Here is a 20,868-nt window from a genome sequence, read left to right on the forward strand (position 1 = left end):
CAGGCAATCGGACCATGTAAGCAGGCTGCGAAGAATTCGCGGACGACTGCAGCCGCTTGAAGCGCGCGCCCCCTAGATGCGCGCAGCGCCATTCTCCCGGCTGCCAAAATGCCGTGCCGGTGATGCAGCCGGTCGATCGTCACTTGGCCTTTGGTCTGATCCGAAGCCTACCTCGATGATTCCGACCAGTGCGCGAACAAATTCAACCATATCGTTTGCCGTAATGGCGGCCTTGTCGGGACTTTGCCCAATGCGTTCGGCGGCTGCGCAACATGACAGGCGGATGAGATCGTAGTGTGAATCCCTTTCATCCTCCGGCATCGCCGCTAATTTCATGGCTCGGCGATGAATCAATCGCAGCAATTGTTCGAGAGCTGCTCCGACACTCATGCGTTTGCTCCGCATTGGTCGACCGTCCCACCGGAAACGTCGACGAGGAGGTGTTTCCCCCATCCCCCGTGATGTGGAAGGCTGCATCACGGCTGTTAATATATTGTTTATTGCTAATATAATGACGCTCCGCGGAGCTGTCCTGCCACCGGGAGCACTCGATCTCGCCAGCAAGCTCGTCCTGGGCCTCGCTATCGGCCTGGGCGTTGGCCTTGGAATGGCAATCGCGGGCTAGGCGGTTTGGCGCATTTAGACACACGGTGGCGGAAGCCTATCCGTGGATTGGTCTTGACCGATTTCTCATTGGACTCGGATTTACGGGCCAAGATGGCGACATCAGACGGGGCTCCGCCTCCAGAATATGGCTACCACCAAGCGCTCTTTGACAATCTTGCCATGCGCTGCCCTAACCTCATCCCCTCGCCAGCAGCGCCTCGACCTCCTGCAGCGTCGGCATCGACGGCGCGGTTCCTGGTCGCGTCACTGAAATTCCGGCGACCGCACAAGCAAAGCGCACGGCTTGCAGCGGCTCCACACCTCGCGAAAGGGCCGCGGCCAGCCCGCCATTGAAGGCATCCCCTGCCCCGGTGGTTTCGACCACCGGGGCAGCGCTGATGGCGGGAACATGGTCGGAGCGGTCCTTCGAGTGCAAAAGCGCGCCCTTGTCACCCAGTGTGACGATGACCGTGCCGACGCCCTTTTCAAGCAGACTGTCCGCGGCGCGGCGCGCCTCATCGACCGAGGAGACCTTCATCCCGGTCAGTTCCTCCGTCTCGGTCTCGTTGGGCGTGAGATAGTCGCAGAGCGTGTAGATGCGGTCGGGAAGCTTTGCCGCCGGGGCCGGGTTGAGGATCGTCGTCACCCCTGCCCCACGCGCGATCTCCAGCGCCCGCATGGCTGCTTCGATCGGCTGTTCGAGCTGGGTGACAAAGACGCCGGCACCGCCGATCAACCCGGCATTGGCTTCGATATCGGCCGGCGAGATCAGCATGGCGGCACCGGGGCTGACGATGATGGCGTTGTTGCCGGTCGTCTCCTCGACGAAGATGTAGGCGGCACCGGTATAGCTTTCCGGCGTGTCGATGACGGCATTCTTGACGCCCGCCCGCGCCCAGGTCTGCCTGGCCATGTCGGCGAAGGGGTCGACGCCGAGGCGGGTGAGGAAGGTGACGTCGGCGCCAAGCCTGCCGGCGGCGACCGCCTGATTCGAGCCCTTGCCGCCCGGACCCAGCGTGAAGGATGTACCGAGGAGGGTTTCCCCCATGCGCGGCTGCCGTTGTGCCCTGTAGGCGGTGTCGGCGACGAAGACGCCCAATATGACGACCGGCTTGCCCGAAGCCATGCCGCTACTCCGCATCCGGCGGAACGACGCCCTTGCGGAAGGCGAAGCAGCCATAGAAGCGGCGCTCGCCGGTCTGGATGACGCAATAGGCTTGTTTGGCGCGCTCGTAGAAGGCATAGCGCTCGACCGCTATCATCGGCCACGACTTGCCCTCGGCCGCGTCGACTTCCTTCTGCACTTCCTTCTGCACGGGCGGAATCTCATCCGGCTTGCCGACGATTTCCATGCGCGCGGCCGAGTCGTCGACGAACGTGTCCAGCGGGTAGAGCGACAGCACCGCCTTTGCAACCTCGGCGGCCGACGCATCGATGCGCAGCAGGCGGCCGAGCGCGGTCTGGCGCGCCACCGAATCGGACGGAAAATTGGTGTCGGCGATGATCAAATCATCGCCATGGCCCATTGCCCGCAATGCCTGCAGCACGTCGGCATTGAGCAGCGGGTTGATGCCTTTGAGCATGATATTCCTCGTGAAGTCCGGTTGAGATCAGAGACGCTTGCCGGTCTCGGCGTCGAAAAGGTGGACCTGGTCGAGCCGCGGCTTCAGGGTGAGCGTGTCGCCCGGCTTGAAGTCGTGGCGCTCGCGAAACAGCGCCACCATCTCGCCTTCGCCGAAGCGCAGGAAGACCAGCGTTTCCGAGCCGGTCGGCTCAACCACCGAAATCTTCGCCGGCACGCCATCGGGATGAATTTCGAGATGCTCCGGCCGCACGCCATAGACGATGGCCTGGCCGTCCTGTGCGGCATTGTCCGATGCAACCGGGAACAGCGTACCCGCGATGTCGACACCCGGCTTGGCGCCCTTGCGCATGACGCCCTTGAGCAGGTTCATCGAAGGCGAACCGATGAAGCCGGCGACAAACAGATTGGCCGGCCGGTCGAACAGTTCCAGCGGCGCGCCGACCTGCTCGATGCGACCGTCGCGCATGACGACGATCTTGTCGGCCATGGTCATGGCCTCGATCTGGTCGTGGGTGACGTAGATGGTGGTGGTCTTCAGCCGCTGGTGCAGTTCCTTGATCTCGGTGCGCATCTGCACGCGCAGCTTGGCGTCGAGATTGGAGAGCGGCTCGTCGAACAGGAACACCTGCGGATTGCGCACGATGGCGCGGCCCATCGCCACGCGCTGGCGCTGGCCGCCGGAAAGCTGGCGGGGATAGCGCTTCAGATAGGGATTGAGGTCGAGGATGTCGGCGGCGCGCTTGACCCGCTCGGCGACCACGGCCGGATCGGTTTTCCGCAGCTTGAGCGCAAAGGCCATGTTCTGCTCAACCGTCTTGTGTGGATAGAGCGCATAGTTCTGGAACACCATGGCGATGTCGCGCTTGGCCGGCGGCAGATGATTGACGATACGGTCGCCGATGGCGATCGTGCCGGCGGAGACGGTTTCCAGCCCGGCCACCATCCTGAGCAGCGTGGACTTGCCGCAACCCGAAGGGCCAACCAGCACCACGAACTGTCCGTCCGATATGTCGACGCTGACTTCGTGCAGAACCTTGACGGTTCCGAATGCCTTGGCCACCTTGCTGATCGCGACTTGCGCCATATCTCCCCCGTCGGTTCCATTAACCGTAGGCGCAGAAGCTAACCAACGCGACCGGTCAGGGCAAGTCGGTCTCTTATAGATAAAAACCCGTTCTCGTTGACACGGCGTTTGGTTGTGAGAATAGTGGCAGGCGCTGGTCAAAATGTCGGTACCCGATCCGCAATCGGAACTTCAATCGACGCAGGGTGGGGTCCTGCTAATTCGTTTCCGAACCGGGAGCATCGTTGGCGCTCCAGCGTCCGACAGTTGGTCAATTTATTCACACTGAAGTTCTGGGAGGAATAGGCGATGAGAACAGGTCTTTACGAGAAACTGGTTCGTGCCGGCGCCACAAGGCGTGACATATTGAAGGGTGCGGCCAGCATGGCCGCGATTGCAGCCGCATCGGGCGCCGGGCTCGGCGCCTTGACGCGCCCGGCTTCCGCCGCAAGCGAACTTCGCTCCAAAATCCTGCAGATTCCCGGCGTCGGCAAAGGCCAGCCGACGGATGCTGATTTCCAGAAGGTCGGTGAACTCTGCCTCGAGGCCACCAAGGCCAACGTGAAGGAAGGCGAATTCGCCGGCGTCGAGCTGACCTTCATGGGTCTCAACAACCAGAACCTGCATAATGTTCTGTTCCGCGGCTTTCTAAAGCCATGGGAGGCCTATACCGGCGCCAAGATCAGCTGGATCGACCTGGCGCAGGCCGATTACAATCCGCGCCTGCAGCAGGCTATTGCCACGAACACCATCGACTTCGATATCGTCGAGATGGGCGCGCCCTTCGAAGGCGACGTCTGCGGTAAGGGCCTGACCTCCGAGATGCCGGACTGGGTCAGGAAGCAGATCGATATGGATGACATTGTTGCCTATCTGAAGCCGCCGGTCGGCACCTGGAATGGCAAGCAATATCGCGTGACCGTCGACGGCGACACGCACAACTTCAACTACCGCACCGATGTGTTCTCCGACTCTGATCTGGCAGCAGCCTGGAAAGCCGATAGCGGCGACAAGGCAGGCCTGACGGAATGGGGCGTGCCGAAGACCTGGCAGCAGGTGCAGGCCGTGACCAAGTTCCTCAAGGGCAAGCAGATGAAGGGCCAGGACGTCTACGGCTACCTCGACGCGCCCAAGCCATGGGGTGGATTCGGCTTCTACTTCCTCGGCAGCCGTGCCAGTGCCTATGCCAAGCACCCTGATGACAAGGCGTGGCTGTTCGACGCCGATACAATGAAGCCGCGCGTCAACAACCCGGCCTGGGTGCGGGCGATCCAGGACGTGATCGACGCGCTGCCTTCCGAACCGCAGGATCAAATCAATGCCGACCCGAACCAGACCTGTTTCTCCCAATTCCTGGGCGGCACTGGTTCGATGCTGGCTTGGTGGGGAGACGCTGGCTCGAATGCGAAGACTAGCGACTCCTCGGTCGTCGGCGATGTCACCGGCTTCTCGATCCTGCCGGGCTCGGACGATGTCTACAACTCCAAGACAGGCAAATGGGACAAGCTCGCCAGCGGCCCGAACTATGCGCCGAACTGCGCCTATCTCGGCTGGGGCGTCTATGTCATGGCCCGCGTCGACAGCGACGAGAAGAAGAAGAAGGCGGCATGGTCCGCCGCTGCCCATCTCGGCGGCAAGGACCTGTCACTCTGGTGCGCCGCATATCCGTCGGGCTTCCAGCCCTACCGCAATTCCCACTTCGATATTCCGGAATGGGTGGCTGCCGGCTATGACGAGGCCTTCATCACCTCGTATCTCAAGTCGGAAGCCGACAGCTACAACCATCCGAACGCGGCGATCGAGCCACGCATCCCCGGCATCTTCCAATACTACAGCGCCGCCGAGGACATTCTGGCCAACACCTTCGCCGGCAAGATGAAGGCGCAGGAAGGCGCCGACGCGATCGCGGCGGCCTGGGAGAAGCTGACCGACCAGATCGGCCGCGACAACCAGGTCAAGCTCTACAAGGCTTCGCTCGGCATGTAGGCTGGCCTATGAACCGTGGTCCGGCGGAAACGCCGGACCATTTTAGACCGGCTCCGGCTCCTTGAGAGCCTTCAAACGGGCGAGATTTGTGGCAGACCAGACTTCGACCGCAAACCAGTGGCCGGCAGACGCCGGCACTTCCGATCTGATTTCTCCAGGCCGCAAACGGCTCGGCTGGGTCCTGATGGCCGTTGCAACGCTCGGCCTGCTGGCGACGATCGTGATGGAAATCCTCTACAAGGGCAGCGCCGATACGATCGGCTTCGAGACCTGGCGCCCCGTCGTCTACGCCTATGTGCTGTGGGGCGTGGCTATCGGCATCGGCCAGGTGATGACGCGGGGCGAGGACGGCCAGCGTGCCCTGTTCCTGCTGCCGGCGCTGCTGTTCACCATAGCCATGGTGATCTTCCCGACGCTGTTCGGTTTCTACATCGCGCTCACCGACTGGAACCTCAGTTCCTTCAGTGGCCGCAGGTTCAATGGGCTCGACAATTTCTGGCAGATGCTGGGCGATCCCTACTACCGCAATGCGCTGGTCAACATGGTGCTCTATGTGCTGGCGGTAGCGGTCGAGTATGTCATTGCCTTCGGCCTGGCGCTGCTGCTTAACGCACAGATCGGGGCACGAAAATTCTTCCGCGTCGTTTTCCTGTTGCCGCTGATGCTATCGCCGGTCGCCGTGTCGTGGATGATCGGCAAGTCGCTGATGGAATACCGGTTCGGGCCGGCGGCGACGCTGGCGCGCCATCTCGGCTGGGAGAATCCGGCCTTCTTCAGCGACCCGATCATCGCGCGCATCGCAATTATGGTGCTGGATGCCTGGACGTTCATTCCGTTCATGATGATCATGCTGCTGGCCGGCTTGCAGGCGATGTCGCGCGAGGTGCTGGAGGCCGCGCGGGTCGACGGAGCCAATGTGTGGCAGACCTTCTGGCAGGTCACCTTCCCGCTGATGCTGCCGGTGTCGGTGACGGCGGTGATCCTGCGGATCATCTTCAAGCTGAAGCTTGCCGACATCATCATTACGGTGACATCGGGCGGCCCGGGCGGCGCTACCGATTCCGTGTCGAGCTTCATCTACCGCGAATACCGCGACCGCTCGAATGTCGGCTACGGAACCATGCTGGCGATGGCCTATCTGGTGATCATCATCGTGTTCGTCACGTGGCTGTTGAAATTCGCCAACCGTTTTGTCCGCAATGTGAATTGAAGCAGGATGGGTCAATTGAAGCAAGATCGGGTGAATTGAGCTAAGATGAGTGTTCAGACCACCGAATATGTCGCCTCGGAGATCCGGTCGCCGGCGAGCTTCCTCGTCAGCCGCGTTTTCATCTATGGGGCGCTGGCCTTCTGGGCGTTCATCTGCCTGTTCCCGATCTACTGGACGATCACGACCTCGTTCAAGACCGCGGTGGACGTCACCCAGGGCCATCTCATCCCCTTCGTCGACTTCCAGCCGGACTGGAAGGGCTGGCGTTCGCTCGGCCTGTCGCCGGACTCGATCTTCCAGACCTCGACGGTGCGCGACGAGTTCCTCAAGCGCTTCATGAATTCGGTGATCACCTCGGTCGGCGCGTCGAGCCTCGCCATCGTCATCGGCAGCCTCGCCGCCTACGGGCTCACCCGCTACCGCTATCATTTCGCCTGGTTCAAGAACGAAGACATCTCGTTCTTCTTCCTGTCACAGTTGATCCTGCCGCCGGTGGTGCTGGCGCTGCCTTTCCTGGTGCTCTACCGGGAGGTCGGCCTGCTCGACACGCGCGTCGGGCTGATCCTGCTCTACACGCTGATGGTGCTGCCGATCGTCATCTGGATCATGCGCGACCAGTTCAACTCGATACCCGTGGAGCTTGAGGAAGCCGCACTCGTCGACGGGCTGTCGATCTGGGGGGCGTTCTTCCGCATCGTCATGCCGATCGCGCTGCCCGGCATGGTGGCTGCCTTCATCCTGGCGATGGTGCTGTGCTGGAACGAGTATTTCTTCGCCGCCCTTTTGACCTCGACCGACGCCAAGACAATTCCGGTCATGGTGGCGAGCCAGACCGGCTCGCAAGGCATCAACTGGTGGTCGATGGCGGCGCTTGCCACGGCGGCCATCGCGCCTCTCGCCGTCATAGGCATTGCGCTCGAGCGCTATCTGATCATGGGCATGACCGCTGGAGCGGTCAAATAGCGGCGCCTTGTGGGAGAAGGAAGAACCGCGCTAACTCCTCAAGATCGTGCGCAGGTGATCCATGATCATGGCGACGCCCCTTTGACCGAGTTCCGCCGAAGCATCGCTGGCACTCGCCGTGTACCAGCTTTTGTTGTCTTCGAAGCGACCCGCATCGACAGCCTCCGGGCATAGCGCCAGCATCAGCGAGGTCTCGCCGATGCCGGCATGATCGAACGGGTACTTGCCGTTCATGTCGGGCGACATCAGCGGATGCACCTGCACCCAGTTGAAGAAATTATCGCCCTCGGCGTGCTCGGCATAGTAGCCGGCCATCGCCTCCGAGCCCCACCAGCCCTCGCCGCGCTCCTTCTCGAGGAAGCGGAAGATCGCCTGGCGGCCGGCGGTCTTGAACGCCAGATCGGTCGGCATGCCGGCGGCGAAATTCTCGGTCTGATGGTGGATGATGGCGTGGATGTTGCGAAAGCCGATGCGCAGCAAGCTGTAGAACAGCTCCTCGCCGAACGGCGCCAGCGCATTGCCGCCGACCTGCACCGAGCCGCTGCCTTCCGGCGGCGCCACCGCATAGCTCGCAGCACCGTAATAGAAGGGCGGCAGGATGACGATGTCCCTCTCCTTTTCGAACAGCTCCAGCGTCTTGATGACGGCCAGCGTGTCCATGCCGACGGCCATGTGCTCGCCATGGTATTCGAGCACGCCGAGCGGCAGGGCGACCGGCCAATTCTCGGCGATCGCCCTGCGGATCTGGTGTGGCAGCATCAATTCGTAGCGCATGATCTATTCCATGTTGGTGTGGCGGGCACGCATCGCGTCAGGCGACGCGCCGATCAAATCCTTGAGCTTCAGCACCATCACCTCGAACAGCAGGAACAGCGCGCCCTCGAACATCGAGCCCATCGGCAGGACCGATGTCTTCCGCGCCCCCTGATCGTTGGCCATGGTCTGCGCGGGAATGAGCAGCGTGAAATCGGCGCGCTTCGCCGCGCTGCTTTCGGCTTGGGCGGTCAGCAGCAGGTTGGTCGAGCCTGCATCGTGCGCGACCTGCATGAGGGTCAGCACGGTCGAGGTCTCTCCCGGCCCCGAACTGGCCAGGAAGACATCGCCCGATCCCAAGGGCGGCGTGTTCATGTCGCCGACCACCGAGACCGGCAGGCCGAGATGATAGAGCCGCATGGCAAAACCCTTGACCTGCAAGGCCTCGCGCCCGCAGCCATAGACGACGATCCGAGGGGCGCCGGCCAGCATCTTGCAGGCAGCATCGATCCGGTGCTCGTCGACGCGCGCCAGCACGCCGCCGAGTTCGGCTAGCGCGGTCTCGAACAGGCCTTTGCTCTTGTCGCTCACCGCAAACCTGCCATCGAAAAACACCCTGGGATTTGCCGCCCTTGTCGCCACGAACAGCTTGATTTCGTTCATGCTAGCAACCGCGAAAATGCGTGTCCAACGCCGCGCGGCGCTTTTGCCAAGCCACAGGCATGATAGTGTCATTTCAGACAAATCAAGCGAGGCAAACGGCAGGATATGAAGACACGGCATTTCGACCGCATCGGCAATGGCGGCATCAGTTTCACCGAACTCGGCTTCGGTACGGCGCCGCTCGGCAATCTCTATCGTGCCGTCTCGGACGAGGATGCCAATGCCACGCTGGACGCCGCCTGGGCGACCGGCTGCCGCTACTACGACACCGCGCCGCTCTACGGGCTTGGCCTGTCGGAAACGCGGCTCAACCCTTTCCTGCGCGGCAAGAAGCGCGACGACTATGTGCTGTCGAGCAAGGTCGGCCGCATCATGCGCGCCTGCCCGCCGGAAGAGCGCACCGGCATCGGCAAGTTCTTCGACACGCCGTCGCGCCGCGAGGTGTACGACTACAGCTATGACGGCGTCATGCGCTCGTTCGAAGCCTCGCTGGAGCGCCTCGGCGTCGACCGTATCGATATCCTGTTCGTGCACGATGTCGACATCTTCACCCATGGCAGCAAGGAAGCGTCCGACCGGCGCATCGAGGAATTCATGCGCTCGGGCTACTACGGCTTGCTCTCGCTCCGCGACCAGGGCGTCATCAAGGCGTTCGGCGGCGGCATCAATGAGTGGCAGGTTGCGCAGACGCTGGCCGAGCGTGGCGACTTCGACCTGTTCCTGCTTGCCGGGCGCTATACGCTGCTGGAGCAGGAGGCGCTGACATCCTTCCTGCCGCTCTGCCAGGCACGCGGCATCGGCATCGTTCTCGGCGGGCCCTACAACTCCGGCATCCTCGCAACGGGACCGAAGCCCGGCGCTTACTACAACTATTCCGAAGCGCCGAAGGACATCCTCGACCGGGTCGCCGGTATCGAAAGCGTCTGCAAGCGCCATGGCGTGCGGCTGATCGAGGCCGCCCTGCAATTCCCGCTGCTGCACCCGTCGGTCGTCTCGGTGATCCCCGGCGGCCAACGGCCGAGCGAGGTCGAGAGCAACCGCTCGCTGCTCGATGCGAAACTACCCGCGGCGCTTTGGGCAGATCTCAAGAAGCAAGGCCTCATGCGACCCGAGGCGCCGACCGCATGACCGGCCGCCATTCGCTTCGGCGTCCGGCACAAAAATGAAAAGCCGGGCAAGCCCGGCTTTTCTGGTCGCATGTACCTGTGTAGGGCACAAAAATGAAAAGCCGGGCAAGCCCGGCTTTTCTGGTCTCTGAAAAGAAAAAAGGCGCTTAGTTGACTGCGTCCTTGAGGCCTTTGCCGGCCGAGAACTTCGGCACGGTGCGCGCCGGGATCTGCACTTCGGCGCCGGTCTGAGGATTGCGGCCGGTCGACGCCGCACGCTTTGACACGGTGAAATTGCCAAAGCCGACAAGCCGGACATCGCCGCCCTTCTTCAGTTCGCCGCTGATCACGGAAAATACCGCATCGACCGCCGACTGCGCGTCACCCTTCGAAATGCTCGCGGCATCGGCGACAGCGGACACCAGTTCGTTCTTGTTCATAAAAATTCCCTTCCATGAGAACACCGGAACTATCGACTCATCCGGCAGGAAACGGACTTTAGAAAGAAGCGTTGCCGCAACCAAGTCGAAAAGGCAGGAAAAAAGCGGAAAAAGCCCGGAAATGCTGGGTTTTTCACATGAAAAAGCCGGGCGCTGGGCCCGGCTCTCTGTTTGTGCACTGCAACCTTGGCGAAAACCAACGCATGGCCCCGAAAACCGCGGTCGGTTTTCGGAAAGGACCATGCGCAAGTCCAGGTATTAGAGCGTCCTCCGCGCGTCCAGGTAGGCGCGCGACGCTCTAATGCGCAAGCGTCTTTCCGGCATCGTCCGTGGTGTCGGTCGTGGCCGGAGGATTGACCGGTTCGACCCATTCGATCGGCTCCGGCATACGTACCAGCGCGTGGCGCAACACCTCACCGACCCGTGCGACCGGAATGATCTCCATGCCGTTCTTCACGTTGTCCGGAATCTCCGCCAGATCCTTGGCGTTGTCTTCCGGGATCAGCACCTTCTTGATGCCGCCACGCAATGCGGCAAGCAGCTTCTCTTTCAGGCCGCCGATCGGCAGGACCCTGCCGCGCAGCGTGATCTCGCCGGTCATCGCCACATCCGCCTTGACCGGAATACCGGTCAGAACGGAGACGATTGCAGTCGCCATCGCCACGCCGGCCGACGGTCCGTCCTTGGGCGTCGCACCTTCCGGCACGTGCACGTGGATGTCGCGCTTGTCGAACAGCGGCGGCTCGACGCCGAAATCGATGGCACGGGAGCGGACATAGGAAGCCGCCGCCGAAATCGATTCCTTCATCACGTCGCGCAAATTGCCGGTCACCGTCATGCGGCCCTTGCCGGGCATCATGACACCTTCAATCGTGAGCAACTCGCCGCCGACTTCCGTCCAGGCGAGCCCGGTAACGACACCGACCTGATCGTCAGCCTCGACCTGGCCGAAGCGGAAGCGCGGAACACCGAGGTAGTCGGCGAGGTTCGCCGCCGTGATGTTCACCGTCTTCTTCTTCGTCTTCAGGATCTCGGTCACCGCCTTGCGGCCGAGCTTCATCAGCTCGCGCTCCAGACTCCTGACGCCCGCTTCACGGGTGTAGGTCTGGATGATGGCGCGGATCGCGTCCTCGCCGACGGAGAACTCCTTCGGCTGCAGGGCATGGTCGCGCACCACCTTCGGCATCAGGTGCCGCTTGGCGATCTCGATCTTCTCGTCCTCGGTGTAGCCGGCGATACGGATGATCTCCATGCGGTCCATCAAGGGCGCGGGGATGTTCAGCGTGTTCGCCGTCGTCACGAACATCACGCTCGACAGGTCGTATTCGACCTCGAGGTAATGGTCCATGAACGTCGAGTTCTGCTCGGGATCGAGCACCTCGAGCAGCGCCGATGACGGATCGCCACGGAAGTCCTGGCCCATCTTGTCGATCTCGTCGAGCAGGAAGAGCGGGTTGGACTTCTTCGCCTTCTTCATCGACTGGATGACCTTGCCGGGCATCGAGCCGATATAGGTGCGGCGATGGCCACGGATCTCGGCTTCGTCACGCACGCCGCCCAGCGCCATGCGGATGAATTCGCGACCGGTCGCTTTGGCGATCGACTTGCCGAGCGAGGTCTTGCCGACGCCGGGAGGGCCGACAAGGCACAGGATCGGCCCCTTCAGCTTCTTCTGGCGGCTTTGCACGGCAAGGTACTCGACGATGCGGTCCTTGACCTTGTCGAGGCCGAAATGATCGGTGTCGAGCACGTTCTGCGCGAAAGCCAGATCCTGCTTGACCTTGGAGTTCTTGCCCCACGGGATCGACAGGATCCAGTCGAGATAGTTGCGCACGACGGTCGATTCCGCCGACATCGGCGACATCGTCCTGAGCTTCTTCAACTCGGCTTCCGCCTTTTCGCGGGCCTCCTTGGAGAGCTTGGTCTTCTTGATGCGCGCCTCGATCTCGGCGGCTTCGTCGCGGCCGTCCTCGCCCTCGCCGAGCTCCTTCTGGATCGCCTTCATCTGCTCGTTGAGGTAGTATTCGCGCTGCGTCTTCTCCATCTGGCGTTTGACGCGCGAGCGGATGCGCTTCTCCACCTGCAGGACGGAGATTTCGGCCTCCATGAAGCCCATCGCCTTTTCCAGACGCTCCTTCACCGAGAGCGTGGCCAGCATTTCCTGCTTTTCAGGGATCTTGATGGCGAGATGCGAAGCGACCGTGTCGGCGAGCTTGGAATAGTCGTCGATCTGGCTGGCGGCACCCACCACTTCGGGCGAGATCTTCTTGTTCAGCTTGACGTAGTTCTCGAAGTCGGTGACGACGGAACGAGCCAGCGCCTCGACCTCGACCTCTTCCTCTTCCGGCTCGACCAGCGCCGAGGCACGGGCCTCGTGGAAGTCGGGACGGTCGGTGAACGAGACGATTTTCGCGCGCGAGGCGCCTTCGACCAGAACCTTGACGGTACCGTCGGGCAGCTTCAGCAATTGCAGCACATTGGCGAGCGTGCCGATGTCGAAGATGGCATCGGGCTCGGGATCGTCGTCGGCGGCATTCATCTGGGTGGCAAGCAGGATCTGCTTTTCCTGACCCATCACCTCTTCCAGCGCCTTGATCGATTTTTCACGCCCGACGAAGAGCGGAACGATCATATGCGGGAATACCACGATGTCGCGCAGTGGGAGGACCGCGAAGACGCCGTCGCTGGGTGCCTTGGATATTTTGGCCATTGTCCAACCTTTCATGTCGCGGCCGCCAATCAGCCAACCGCGAATCTTATATTAACGACCGGGGATCGTTCCGCCTACCACCGTTTGTGACGGGAGTTTTACAGCACAGAAATCGGGCACCACGGCCTTCTCCAATTAGTTGGATGCACGACCCACAAAGATCAAGGGGCGGGTACAAATCCGTACCTCCAACGTACCGCAAGTGACACATTTGCGACGCTAGGACCGGGCGCCCCCGCAAAACCCCGCGCGACAGCAAAACGGCGCCTTGCGGCGCCGTTTCAGAATTCCGCCGCGGGCTCATGTCAGGCGCTGACATTGCCCTTCTTTTCCTTCTGCTCGGAGTAGATGTAGAGCGGCCGGGCGCTGCCGGTCACCACCTCCTCCGAAATCACCACTTCGCGCACGCCTTCGAGCGCCGGAAGTTCGAACATCGTGTCGAGCAGGATCGCTTCCATGATCGAGCGCAGGCCGCGCGCGCCGGTCTTGCGATCGATGGCGCGCTTGGCAATCGCCGAAAGGGCGTTCTCGTGGAAGGTCAGGTCGACATTCTCCATCTCGAACAGCCGCTGGTACTGCTTGACCAGCGCGTTCTTCGGCTCGGTCAGGATCTGGATCAGCGCCGGCTCGTCAAGGTCTTCCAGCGTGGCCAGAACCGGCAGACGGCCGACAAACTCGGGGATCAGACCGAATTTCAAGAGATCCTCGGGCTCGACAAGGCGGAACACATCGCCGGTGCGGCGATCCTCGGGCGAAGCGACGACGGCGCCGAAGCCGATCGACGTCTTGCGGCCGCGATCCGAGATGATCTTGTCCAGACCGGCGAAGGCGCCGCCGCAGATGAACAGGATGTTGGCGGTGTCGACCTGCAGGAACTCCTGCTGCGGATGCTTCCGGCCGCCCTGCGGCGGTACGGAGGCAACGGTGCCTTCCATGATCTTCAAGAGCGCCTGCTGCACGCCCTCGCCCGACACATCGCGGGTGATCGAGGGGTTGTCCGACTTGCGCGAGATCTTGTCGATTTCGTCGATGTAGACGATGCCGCGCTGGGCCCGCTCGACATTGTAGTCGGCCGACTGCAACAGCTTGAGGATAATGTTTTCGACGTCCTCGCCGACATAACCGGCTTCGGTCAGCGTCGTCGCGTCAGCCATGGTGAAGGGCACGTCGATGATGCGGGCGAGCGTCTGCGCAAGCAGCGTCTTGCCGCAACCGGTCGGACCGATCAGCAGGATGTTGGACTTGGCCAGCTCGACATCGTTGTTCTTGCCGGCATGCGCGAGGCGCTTGTAGTGGTTGTGGACCGCCACCGACAGCACGCGCTTGGCGTAAGGCTGGCCGATGACGTAGTCGTCGAGAACCTTGAGGATCTCCTGCGGTGTCGGCACGCCCTCGCGCGACTTCACCATCGAGGTCTTGTTCTCCTCGCGGATGATGTCCATGCAGAGCTCGACGCACTCATCGCAGATGAAGACCGTCGGACCGGCGATCAGCTTGCGCACCTCGTGCTGGCTTTTGCCGCAAAACGAGCAGTAAAGCGTGTTCTTGGAATCGCCGCTGTTGTTGCCGACCTTGCTCATTTTCATGTCCTTTCATGGCCGCCCGCCGATGGTCTGGCTGAAAGGGCGCATATTCTATTTATCGCGGGAATCCGCCGCCGCCAGTGTGTCCCGGCTCCCGCAACGCTTCCGTACGAAACACAAATCAGAAAACGTGGCAACGATTCGCGACAACCCCGCATAAAGCTAAGCCGCCGAAACTCAACATAGGCTTAACGTAGGCAATCCTGTCCCCCGAGGGAACAGCCAATTGTGGCCGAAATGCCGCAAGACGCACCAAAAGCGCGTGATGGCGCCATCCAACTGCCAACTGGCCTTTATGCCACAGCGCTTTCTGCCGCTTCGCGCGACGAAATGACCTTGTCGATGAGGCCGAAATCCCTGGCTTCGTCGGCGGTCATGAAATGGTCGCGGTCGAGCGTCTTCTCGATCTCTTCGTAGCTCTTGCCGGTGTGCTTGACGTAGACCTCGTTAAGGCGACGCTTCAGCTTGATGATGTCCTGGGCATGGCGCTCGATGTCGGACGCCTGGCCCTGGAAGCCGCCGGAAGGCTGGTGAACCATGATGCGGGCGTTCGGCGTGGCAAAGCGCATGTCCTTGTGGCCGGCGGTCAGGAGCAGCGAGCCCATCGAGGCCGCCTGGCCGATGCAGAGCGTCGACACGGCCGGCTTGATGAACTGCATGGTGTCGTAGATCGCCATGCCCGAGGTGACGACGCCGCCCGGCGAATTGATGTAGAGGTTGATTTCCTTTTTCGGATTCTCGGCTTCGAGGAACAAAAGCTGCGCGCAGACCAGCGTCGCCATGCCGTCCTCGACCGGACCGGTGATGAAAATGATACGCTCCTTGAGGAGGCGCGAGAAAATGTCGTAGGCCCGCTCGCCGCGATTGGTCTGTTCGACCACCATCGGAACGAGGTTCATGTATGTTTCGACGGGGTTCTTCATCAGATATCTCTTATCTCGCGGTGGGATTCCGGCGCCGGGAATGCTGGCGGATCGGGCAGAATCGGTTCTGGATCGTTATTCCGTAAATAGGATGCCGGCTCATCCTTGTGCAAGGCCGACCCCTCCTAGCCATCTGGGTAAGTCGAATCAAGGTTACATTTCACGGGATTCATCGACCCGTGCCGCGATCGTTCGGCGGCGTCCTCACCATCGTAGCAATTTCTTAACCGCATCGCTTAACGAAATAAGGCAAATCCACTTTCCTCCGACATCTCTTCCCCTACAATCCAACGTTGAACCGTCATTGTGCCGTTCAACAGGGGGAGTGTCATGCCTGGGAAAACCGCATGCTTCACCATTGCCGGGCTGACCATGCTCGGCACGATTTCGCAGACGGCGGCCGGCGGCCGCGCCGTCGAATGCTATGAACCCGTCCGAACGCCTGATGTCTACGACACGGTCTATGAAGACGTGCTGGTCAGCCCACCCGGCCAGCAGGTCGTCGACTATGTCCCTGCCATCTACGGCACCCGCGAACGGGTGGTGATGACCGTTCCGGCACAGGTGACTTACGAGGTCGTGCCCGCCGTCACCCGCACCGTCTACCATACGGTCCGGGTCGATGGCGGCTATTCCTGGGAATGGCGCGTCATCCACGGCCGTAAGGTGCTGTGCAAGATCTGGCACAAGGCACGCTATGAGCGCGTCGCCGAAACCGTCGTAATCCAGCCGGAGCGCACGCGCCGTGTCGTCACCCCGGCACAGTACGACAGCATCGCCGAGGAGGTCCTGGTGCGGCCAGAGCAAAGGCGCATCATCGATGTTCCCGCCTCCTACCAGACCGTCGCGCGTCGCGTGCTGGTCCGCGAAGGCTCATCGGGCTGGCGGCGCGTGCATATTCCGAGGCATTGCCAGGATTAGGTTGGACGCCGGCGGCGTTCAGGCCAGCTCCGCCCGCAACCATGACTTCAGGCCGGCGATATCGCCATTGCCAACGGCGGCGGCAACACGCCGGCCAACCGCCGCGCCGAACTTGTAGCCATGGCCGGAGCAGGCCGAAACGATCAGGCATTTTCCTCGCTCATGGGCGAAGAACTTCTCGTCTGATGTGAAGGTGTAGGCGCAGGTGACAACCTCGGTCACCCTGTATTCCTCGATCCGGGCGATCGGCGGCGAGAACAGGTTGCGGATCGCTTCGCCCTCGCCCGGCACTGCCTGACGGTTCCAGTCGGCATCGCTGGTCGGCACCCTGTGCAGCCCCGAACCGAACTTCATGCCGGCGCCGCCCGAAGGCGGGATCACATAGCCGTCGACCGCGCCGCCGATATCGAGGACGACCGGCGCCGCCTGCCAAGCGGCCTCGAGGTCGGCCGGTGGTTCGACATAGGCGAGCGCGGTTCGAAAGGTCTTCAATTCGCCGTCCAGTTCCGGGAACAGTTTCAGCACCCAGGCCCCTGCCGTGACGACGATGCGGTCGGCCTGCATCGTCTCACCGCTTTCGAGCACGATATGGCCGGCCTCGGAGTCGATCGCGGTAACTTTGCTGTGTTCGTACACATTGGCGCCGTTGGCGCGCAGCCACTTTGCCAGTCCCGCCGCGATCTTGCGGCAATGCAGCGCGCCGCCTTCGGTCGAAAAATAGGCGTAGCGGAAAGAACCGGCTTCGAGAAACGGCCAGCGTTTCACGGCCGCGTCCGGCTCCAGCAATTCGAAAGGAAAATTGCCTTCTTCCAGGCCTTCGCGGTATTCCTCGGCCTCGTCGCCAGGCTCGCGCGAAATGCAGACAAATCCGCGCGCATCGAGATGGCTTTCGCCGAGATCGGCCCACATCTCGTCCCAGGCCTGATAGGCTTCGGTGATCAGCCGGCCATAGCCGGTTCCGGCCCGGTAGGCGCGGCGGATGATGCGGTGATGGTCGCCCGACGCTGCCAGCGGATTGGGGATCGGCCCCTGTTCGACGATCGACACGCTGTGGCCGGCCTTGACCAGCGACCAGGCGGTGGAGAGACCGGCGATACCCGCGCCGACAACGATGACATTCATCAAATCAGTCTTTCCGCAGCCGTGTCGGCTGGCTCAACGCATTGAGTTGCGGGCGCCAACATACGGTCTGGAACCCGGCTGGCAAGCCGCGCTATTGGTCTGGCATGAGCAAATTGACGCCACCCGCCCTGGCCTTTGATCCAGCCACTCGACGCCTGCGATTGGACCCGCACGAGCCGGCCTTTTTTCAGAACCCCTATGAGGCCTATGCCTTTCTGCATGGCGCATCGAATGCATTCTTCTGGGAAGAATTCGGCTTCTGGTGTTTTGGCGGCTTCGACGACGTCAACCGGCTGCTGCGCGACCGCCGCTTCGGCCGCCAGAACCCGGCCGGCATCCCAGACAGTCGCGGCATCGGTCAAGACCGAGGCCATCTCAGCGCTTTCGACGGCATCGAAGCCAATTCGATGCTGGAACTGGAGCCACCGGTGCACACGCGGCTTCGAACGCTGGTCAACCGTGCCTTCGTCTCGCGCCAGGTCGAACGGCTGCGGCCACGTGTCGAAGCGCTGGCCAACGAGCTGATCGACCGTTTCAAACCTGGCAAAGCCGTCGACCTGCTGCCCGCCTTCGCGGCGCCGCTGCCGATCACCATCATTGCCGAAATGCTCGGCGTGCCGGTCGAGATGGGGCCGCAACTGCTCGACTGGTCGCATAAGATGGTTGCCATGTACATGCATGGCCGCACGCGCGAAACCGAGGAGACGGCCAACCGCGCCGCGGGCGAATTTGCCGATTTCCTGCGCGGTTACGTCACCGAGCGGCGCAAGAACCCCGGCGACGACCTGCTGTCCCTGCTGATCTCGGCGCAGGAGGACGGCCAAAAGCTGTCGGAGGACGAGATGGTGTCCTCGGCGATCCTGCTGCTCAATGCCGGCCATGAAGCGACGGTGCATCAGACCGGCAACGCGGTTCGCTCGATCCTGGCGCAAGGCGGCGATCCGCGCCGCTTCTTCAGTTCACCCGAAGCGACCGCGGCAACGGTCGAGGAATGCCTGCGTTTCGATGCGCCGCTGCATATGTTCACGCGCTACGCCTATCAGGAGATCGAAGTCTCGCCCGGCATCGTCGTGCAGCCGAGCCAGACGATCGGGCTGCTGCTCGGCATGGCCAACCATGACCCGCGCATCTTTGCCGAACCGCAGACCTTCCGGCCCGATCGTGTGGACCAGAAGAACGTATCCTTCGGCGCCGGCATCCATTTTTGCATCGGTGCGCCGCTCGCCCGGCTCGAATTGCAGGTATCCTTGAAAACCCTGTTCGAACGGCACCCAAAGCTCCATCTTGCCGAAAGCCCAAGCTTCCGCGACACTTACCACTTCCATGGATTGGAAACGCTCGCGGTCGGTTTCTGACGGGTTCTGGGGCTGCCTCAGCTACCCTGCTCCGGCGCATCGATTCCTGCCTCGATGAATTGAATTGCTGGGTAGCGATTGGCACCGGCAGATGATGGCGGAATACGGGTTTTCGGGCAGCAACATCGATCGCGTCGGCTGATCCAGCTTCGATGACTACAGCTTGATCACATACTCCTTGCGAGTCGTTTCAAGCACTTCCCAGCTGCCCCTGAAGCCGGGCCTCAGGACAAAACAGTCGCCGGTCTTGACGGTGCGCGCCTGCCCACCATCCTCCGCGATCACCGAAACGCCGGACAGTATGTGGCAGAACTCCCACTCGTCATAGACGATGCGCCACTTGCCGGGGGTCGATTCCCAGATGCCGGCATAGAGGCCGCCCTCCCGCTCCTCGACGTTCCAGGTGCGGAATTTCGGATCGCCCGAGATCAGGCGATCCGGCGCCGGTGCGCCCTGTTCAGCGTCGACAGCGTCGACGCCGATGGCGAGAAACTTCAACTCGGTCATGATCAGACCTTGGCAAGCGCCTGTTCGAGGTCGGCGACGATGTCGTTGACGTCCTCGATGCCGATCGACAGCCGTACCGTGTCCGGTCCTGCGCCGGCCTTGACCTTCTGTTCGTCGGAAAGCTGGCGGTGCGTGGTCGATGCCGGGTGGATGACCAGCGACTTGGTGTCGCCGACATTGGCGAGGTGCGAGAACAGTTCGAGCGCCTCGACGAATTTGACGCCGGCGTCATAGCCTCCCTTGAGAGCGAAGGTGAACACGGCGCCCGCGCCAAGCGGCGAATATTTCTTCTGCAGCGCGTTGTTCTTGTCGCTGGGCAGGCCTGGGTAATTAACCGAGGCAACCTTGGGGTGGTTGGACAGCCACGCAGCGACCGTCACGGCGTTGTCGCAGTGGCGCTGCATGCGCAGCGGCAAGGTCTCCAGGCCGGTCAGGATGAGGAAGGCGTTGAACGGCGAGATCGCCGGGCCGAGATCGCGCAGGCCGAGCACGCGCGCGGCAATGGCGAAAGCGAAATTGCCGAAGGTTTCGTGCAGAACGAGGCCGCCATATTCGGGGCGCGGTTCCGACAGCATCGGGTACTTGCCCGACTTCGACCAGTCGAAGGTGCCGCCATCGACGATGGCACCGCCGATCGAATTGCCGTGGCCGCCGATGAATTTGGTCAGCGAGTGGACGACGATGTCGGCGCCATGCTCGATCGGCCGGATCAGGTAGGGCGAGGCCAGCGTGTTGTCGACGATGAGCGGCAGGCCGTGCTTGCGCGCGATGTCGCCGATCTTCTCGATATCGACAAAGGTGCCGCCCGGATTGGCCAGGCTCTCGATGAAGATCGCCTTGGTCCGGTCGTCGATCTGGCTTTCGAAGGTCGAGATGTCGTTGGTGTCGGCCCAGCGCACCTCCCAGCCATAATTCTTGAAGGCATGGCCGAACTGGTTGATCGAACCGCCATAGAGCTTGTTGGCGGCGACGAAATTGTCACCCGGCTGCATCAGATTGTGGAACACGATCACCTGCGCCGCATGGCCGGAGGCGACCGCAAGAGCCGCAGTGCCGCCTTCGAGTGCCGCCATACGCTCTTCCAGCACCGCCTGCGTCGGATTCATGATGCGGGTGTAGATGTTGCCGAAGGCTTTTAGTCCGAACAGCGAGGCGGCATGGTCGGCATCGTCGAAGACGAAGGAGGTCGTCTGGTAGATCGGCGTGGCACGCGCGCCGGTCGCCGGGTCGGGCTTGGCGCCGGCGTGGACGGCGAGCGTATTGAAACCTGGCGTGCGGGTCACTGAAAACCTCCCTTTTTGAAACTCTTGAAATCGCCGGGCATTCTTGGCGAAGCCCGGGCGCGAATGCAAAGAAGAAAATGCCCTTCGGC

19 protein-coding genes are annotated in these 20,868 nt (G+C 62.0%); 6 read left to right on the forward strand and 13 right to left on the reverse strand.

The window, feature by feature from the left end; translation table 11 throughout:
• Nucleotides 1-72: 72 nt before the first annotated feature.
• The 4 genes from NKH19_RS19395 to NKH19_RS19410 all read right to left on the reverse strand — a co-directional run bounded on the left by NKH19_RS19395 (nt 73) and on the right by NKH19_RS19410 (nt 3,275).
• Nucleotides 73-390, reverse strand: a complete 318-nt coding sequence (locus NKH19_RS19395; protein ID WP_352870588.1) for a hypothetical protein — start codon at nt 388-390, stop codon at nt 73-75.
• 412 nt (nt 391-802) lie between these two features.
• A complete protein-coding gene (rbsK, locus tag NKH19_RS19400) occupies nt 803-1,732 on the reverse strand; it encodes a ribokinase (RefSeq protein ID WP_352870587.1) in 930 nt (309 codons plus the stop codon).
• A gap of 4 nt (nt 1,733-1,736) precedes the next feature.
• On the reverse strand, nt 1,737-2,189 hold the full coding sequence (locus NKH19_RS19405) for an RbsD/FucU family protein (RefSeq protein ID WP_352870586.1): 453 nt from the start codon (nt 2,187-2,189) through the stop codon (nt 1,737-1,739).
• Between the two features lie 27 nt (nt 2,190-2,216).
• Nucleotides 2,217-3,275, reverse strand: coding sequence for an ABC transporter ATP-binding protein (locus tag NKH19_RS19410; RefSeq protein WP_352870585.1), 1,059 nt, complete (start codon nt 3,273-3,275; stop codon nt 2,217-2,219).
• Nucleotides 3,276-3,563: 288 nt separating this feature from the next.
• Here NKH19_RS19410 and NKH19_RS19415 point away from each other — a divergent pair, with 288 nt between their 5' ends.
• The 3 genes from NKH19_RS19415 to NKH19_RS19425 all read left to right on the forward strand — a co-directional run bounded on the left by NKH19_RS19415 (nt 3,564) and on the right by NKH19_RS19425 (nt 7,413).
• Complete coding sequence (locus tag NKH19_RS19415) at nt 3,564-5,240, forward strand: ABC transporter substrate-binding protein (protein WP_352870584.1); 1,677 nt, start codon at nt 3,564-3,566, stop codon at nt 5,238-5,240.
• An 88-nt stretch (nt 5,241-5,328) separates the two neighbouring features.
• Entirely contained in the window at nt 5,329-6,450 is a 1,122-nt protein-coding gene (locus NKH19_RS19420; RefSeq protein ID WP_352870583.1) for a carbohydrate ABC transporter permease, read from the forward strand.
• Between the two features lie 45 nt (nt 6,451-6,495).
• On the forward strand, nt 6,496-7,413 hold the full coding sequence (locus NKH19_RS19425) for a carbohydrate ABC transporter permease (RefSeq protein ID WP_352870582.1): 918 nt from the start codon (nt 6,496-6,498) through the stop codon (nt 7,411-7,413).
• Nucleotides 7,414-7,443: 30 nt separating this feature from the next.
• Here NKH19_RS19425 and NKH19_RS19430 read toward each other — a convergent pair whose 3' ends face one another.
• Together NKH19_RS19430 and NKH19_RS19435 are read right to left on the reverse strand one after the other, a co-directional pair.
• Complete coding sequence (locus NKH19_RS19430; RefSeq protein WP_352870581.1) at nt 7,444-8,187, reverse strand: creatininase family protein; 744 nt, start codon at nt 8,185-8,187, stop codon at nt 7,444-7,446.
• A gap of 3 nt (nt 8,188-8,190) precedes the next feature.
• A complete protein-coding gene (locus NKH19_RS19435; RefSeq protein ID WP_502910983.1) occupies nt 8,191-8,829 on the reverse strand; it encodes an SIS domain-containing protein in 639 nt (212 codons plus the stop codon).
• A gap of 105 nt (nt 8,830-8,934) precedes the next feature.
• Here NKH19_RS19435 and NKH19_RS19440 point away from each other — a divergent pair, with 105 nt between their 5' ends.
• Nucleotides 8,935-9,957 (forward strand): aldo/keto reductase, encoded by a 1,023-nt coding sequence (locus tag NKH19_RS19440; RefSeq protein ID WP_352870580.1) that lies wholly within the window; start codon nt 8,935-8,937, stop codon nt 9,955-9,957.
• A gap of 145 nt (nt 9,958-10,102) precedes the next feature.
• Here the strand turns inward: NKH19_RS19440 and NKH19_RS19445 are convergent, their stop codons facing one another.
• From NKH19_RS19445 to clpP, 4 genes are all read right to left on the reverse strand, one after another.
• Nucleotides 10,103-10,375: an HU family DNA-binding protein gene (locus NKH19_RS19445; protein ID WP_027143628.1), complete on the reverse strand. Its 273-nt coding sequence runs from the start codon at nt 10,373-10,375 to the stop codon at nt 10,103-10,105.
• Nucleotides 10,376-10,673: 298 nt separating this feature from the next.
• Nucleotides 10,674-13,085, reverse strand: coding sequence for an endopeptidase La (gene lon, locus NKH19_RS19450; RefSeq protein ID WP_352870579.1), 2,412 nt, complete (start codon nt 13,083-13,085; stop codon nt 10,674-10,676).
• A gap of 305 nt (nt 13,086-13,390) precedes the next feature.
• Entirely contained in the window at nt 13,391-14,665 is a 1,275-nt protein-coding gene (clpX, locus tag NKH19_RS19455) for an ATP-dependent Clp protease ATP-binding subunit ClpX (RefSeq protein ID WP_352870578.1), read from the reverse strand.
• A 296-nt stretch (nt 14,666-14,961) separates the two neighbouring features.
• Nucleotides 14,962-15,591, reverse strand: coding sequence for an ATP-dependent Clp endopeptidase proteolytic subunit ClpP (gene clpP / locus NKH19_RS19460; RefSeq protein WP_111545684.1), 630 nt, complete (start codon nt 15,589-15,591; stop codon nt 14,962-14,964).
• Nucleotides 15,592-15,921: 330 nt separating this feature from the next.
• On the opposite strand from clpP, the gene NKH19_RS19465 reads away from it, so the two are divergent.
• Nucleotides 15,922-16,512: a hypothetical protein gene (locus NKH19_RS19465; protein ID WP_352870577.1), complete on the forward strand. Its 591-nt coding sequence runs from the start codon at nt 15,922-15,924 to the stop codon at nt 16,510-16,512.
• 18 nt (nt 16,513-16,530) lie between these two features.
• Here the strand turns inward: NKH19_RS19465 and NKH19_RS19470 are convergent, their stop codons facing one another.
• Nucleotides 16,531-17,634 carry an NAD(P)/FAD-dependent oxidoreductase gene (locus NKH19_RS19470; protein ID WP_352870576.1) on the reverse strand — a complete coding sequence of 368 codons (1,104 nt, stop codon included), beginning with the start codon at nt 17,632-17,634 and terminating at the stop codon, nt 16,531-16,533.
• Between the two features lie 104 nt (nt 17,635-17,738).
• Here NKH19_RS19470 and NKH19_RS19475 point away from each other — a divergent pair, with 104 nt between their 5' ends.
• Nucleotides 17,739-18,989, forward strand: a complete 1,251-nt coding sequence (locus NKH19_RS19475) for a cytochrome P450 (protein ID WP_352870575.1) — start codon at nt 17,739-17,741, stop codon at nt 18,987-18,989.
• Between the two features lie 156 nt (nt 18,990-19,145).
• Here the strand turns inward: NKH19_RS19475 and NKH19_RS19480 are convergent, their stop codons facing one another.
• Both NKH19_RS19480 and NKH19_RS19485 read right to left on the reverse strand, forming a co-directional pair.
• The gene (locus tag NKH19_RS19480; protein WP_352870574.1) at nt 19,146-19,496 is read right to left on the reverse strand and encodes a cupin domain-containing protein; all 351 of its coding nucleotides are present in this window, start codon (nt 19,494-19,496) and stop codon (nt 19,146-19,148) included.
• Nucleotides 19,497-19,498: 2 nt separating this feature from the next.
• Nucleotides 19,499-20,779, reverse strand: coding sequence for an O-acetylhomoserine aminocarboxypropyltransferase (locus NKH19_RS19485; RefSeq protein WP_024504598.1), 1,281 nt, complete (start codon nt 20,777-20,779; stop codon nt 19,499-19,501).
• Nucleotides 20,780-20,868: the final 89 nt, after the last annotated feature.

This window comes from Mesorhizobium sp. M1338 (assembly GCF_040318045.1).
GTDB lineage: Bacteria > Pseudomonadota > Alphaproteobacteria > Rhizobiales > Rhizobiaceae > Mesorhizobium.

Bases quoted from the DNA above. Each gene is read 5' to 3' on its own strand.
- NKH19_RS19445 (WP_027143628.1), bottom strand. From the start codon at position 10,375: ATGAACAAGAACGAACTGGTGTCCGCTGTCGCCGATGCCGCGAGCATT.
- NKH19_RS19440 (WP_352870580.1), top strand. From the start codon at position 8,935: ATGAAGACACGGCATTTCGACCGCATCGGCAATGGCGGCATCAGTTTC.
- lon (WP_352870579.1), bottom strand. From the start codon at position 13,085: ATGGCCAAAATATCCAAGGCACCCAGCGACGGCGTCTTCGCGGTCCTC.
- NKH19_RS19395 (WP_352870588.1), bottom strand. From the start codon at position 390: ATGAGTGTCGGAGCAGCTCTCGAACAATTGCTGCGATTGATTCATCGC.
- NKH19_RS19410 (WP_352870585.1), bottom strand. From the start codon at position 3,275: ATGGCGCAAGTCGCGATCAGCAAGGTGGCCAAGGCATTCGGAACCGTC.
- NKH19_RS19435 (WP_502910983.1), bottom strand. From the start codon at position 8,829: ATGAACGAAATCAAGCTGTTCGTGGCGACAAGGGCGGCAAATCCCAGG.
- NKH19_RS19475 (WP_352870575.1), top strand. From the start codon at position 17,739: ATGAGCAAATTGACGCCACCCGCCCTGGCCTTTGATCCAGCCACTCGA.
- clpP (WP_111545684.1), bottom strand. From the start codon at position 15,591: ATGAAGAACCCCGTCGAAACATACATGAACCTCGTTCCGATGGTGGTC.
- NKH19_RS19480 (WP_352870574.1), bottom strand. From the start codon at position 19,496: ATGACCGAGTTGAAGTTTCTCGCCATCGGCGTCGACGCTGTCGACGCT.
- NKH19_RS19465 (WP_352870577.1), top strand. From the start codon at position 15,922: ATGCCTGGGAAAACCGCATGCTTCACCATTGCCGGGCTGACCATGCTC.
- NKH19_RS19405 (WP_352870586.1), bottom strand. From the start codon at position 2,189: ATGCTCAAAGGCATCAACCCGCTGCTCAATGCCGACGTGCTGCAGGCA.
- NKH19_RS19425 (WP_352870582.1), top strand. From the start codon at position 6,496: ATGAGTGTTCAGACCACCGAATATGTCGCCTCGGAGATCCGGTCGCCG.
- NKH19_RS19430 (WP_352870581.1), bottom strand. From the start codon at position 8,187: ATGCGCTACGAATTGATGCTGCCACACCAGATCCGCAGGGCGATCGCC.
- rbsK (WP_352870587.1), bottom strand. From the start codon at position 1,732: ATGGCTTCGGGCAAGCCGGTCGTCATATTGGGCGTCTTCGTCGCCGAC.
- NKH19_RS19415 (WP_352870584.1), top strand. From the start codon at position 3,564: ATGAGAACAGGTCTTTACGAGAAACTGGTTCGTGCCGGCGCCACAAGG.
- clpX (WP_352870578.1), bottom strand. From the start codon at position 14,665: ATGAGCAAGGTCGGCAACAACAGCGGCGATTCCAAGAACACGCTTTAC.
- NKH19_RS19470 (WP_352870576.1), bottom strand. From the start codon at position 17,634: ATGAATGTCATCGTTGTCGGCGCGGGTATCGCCGGTCTCTCCACCGCC.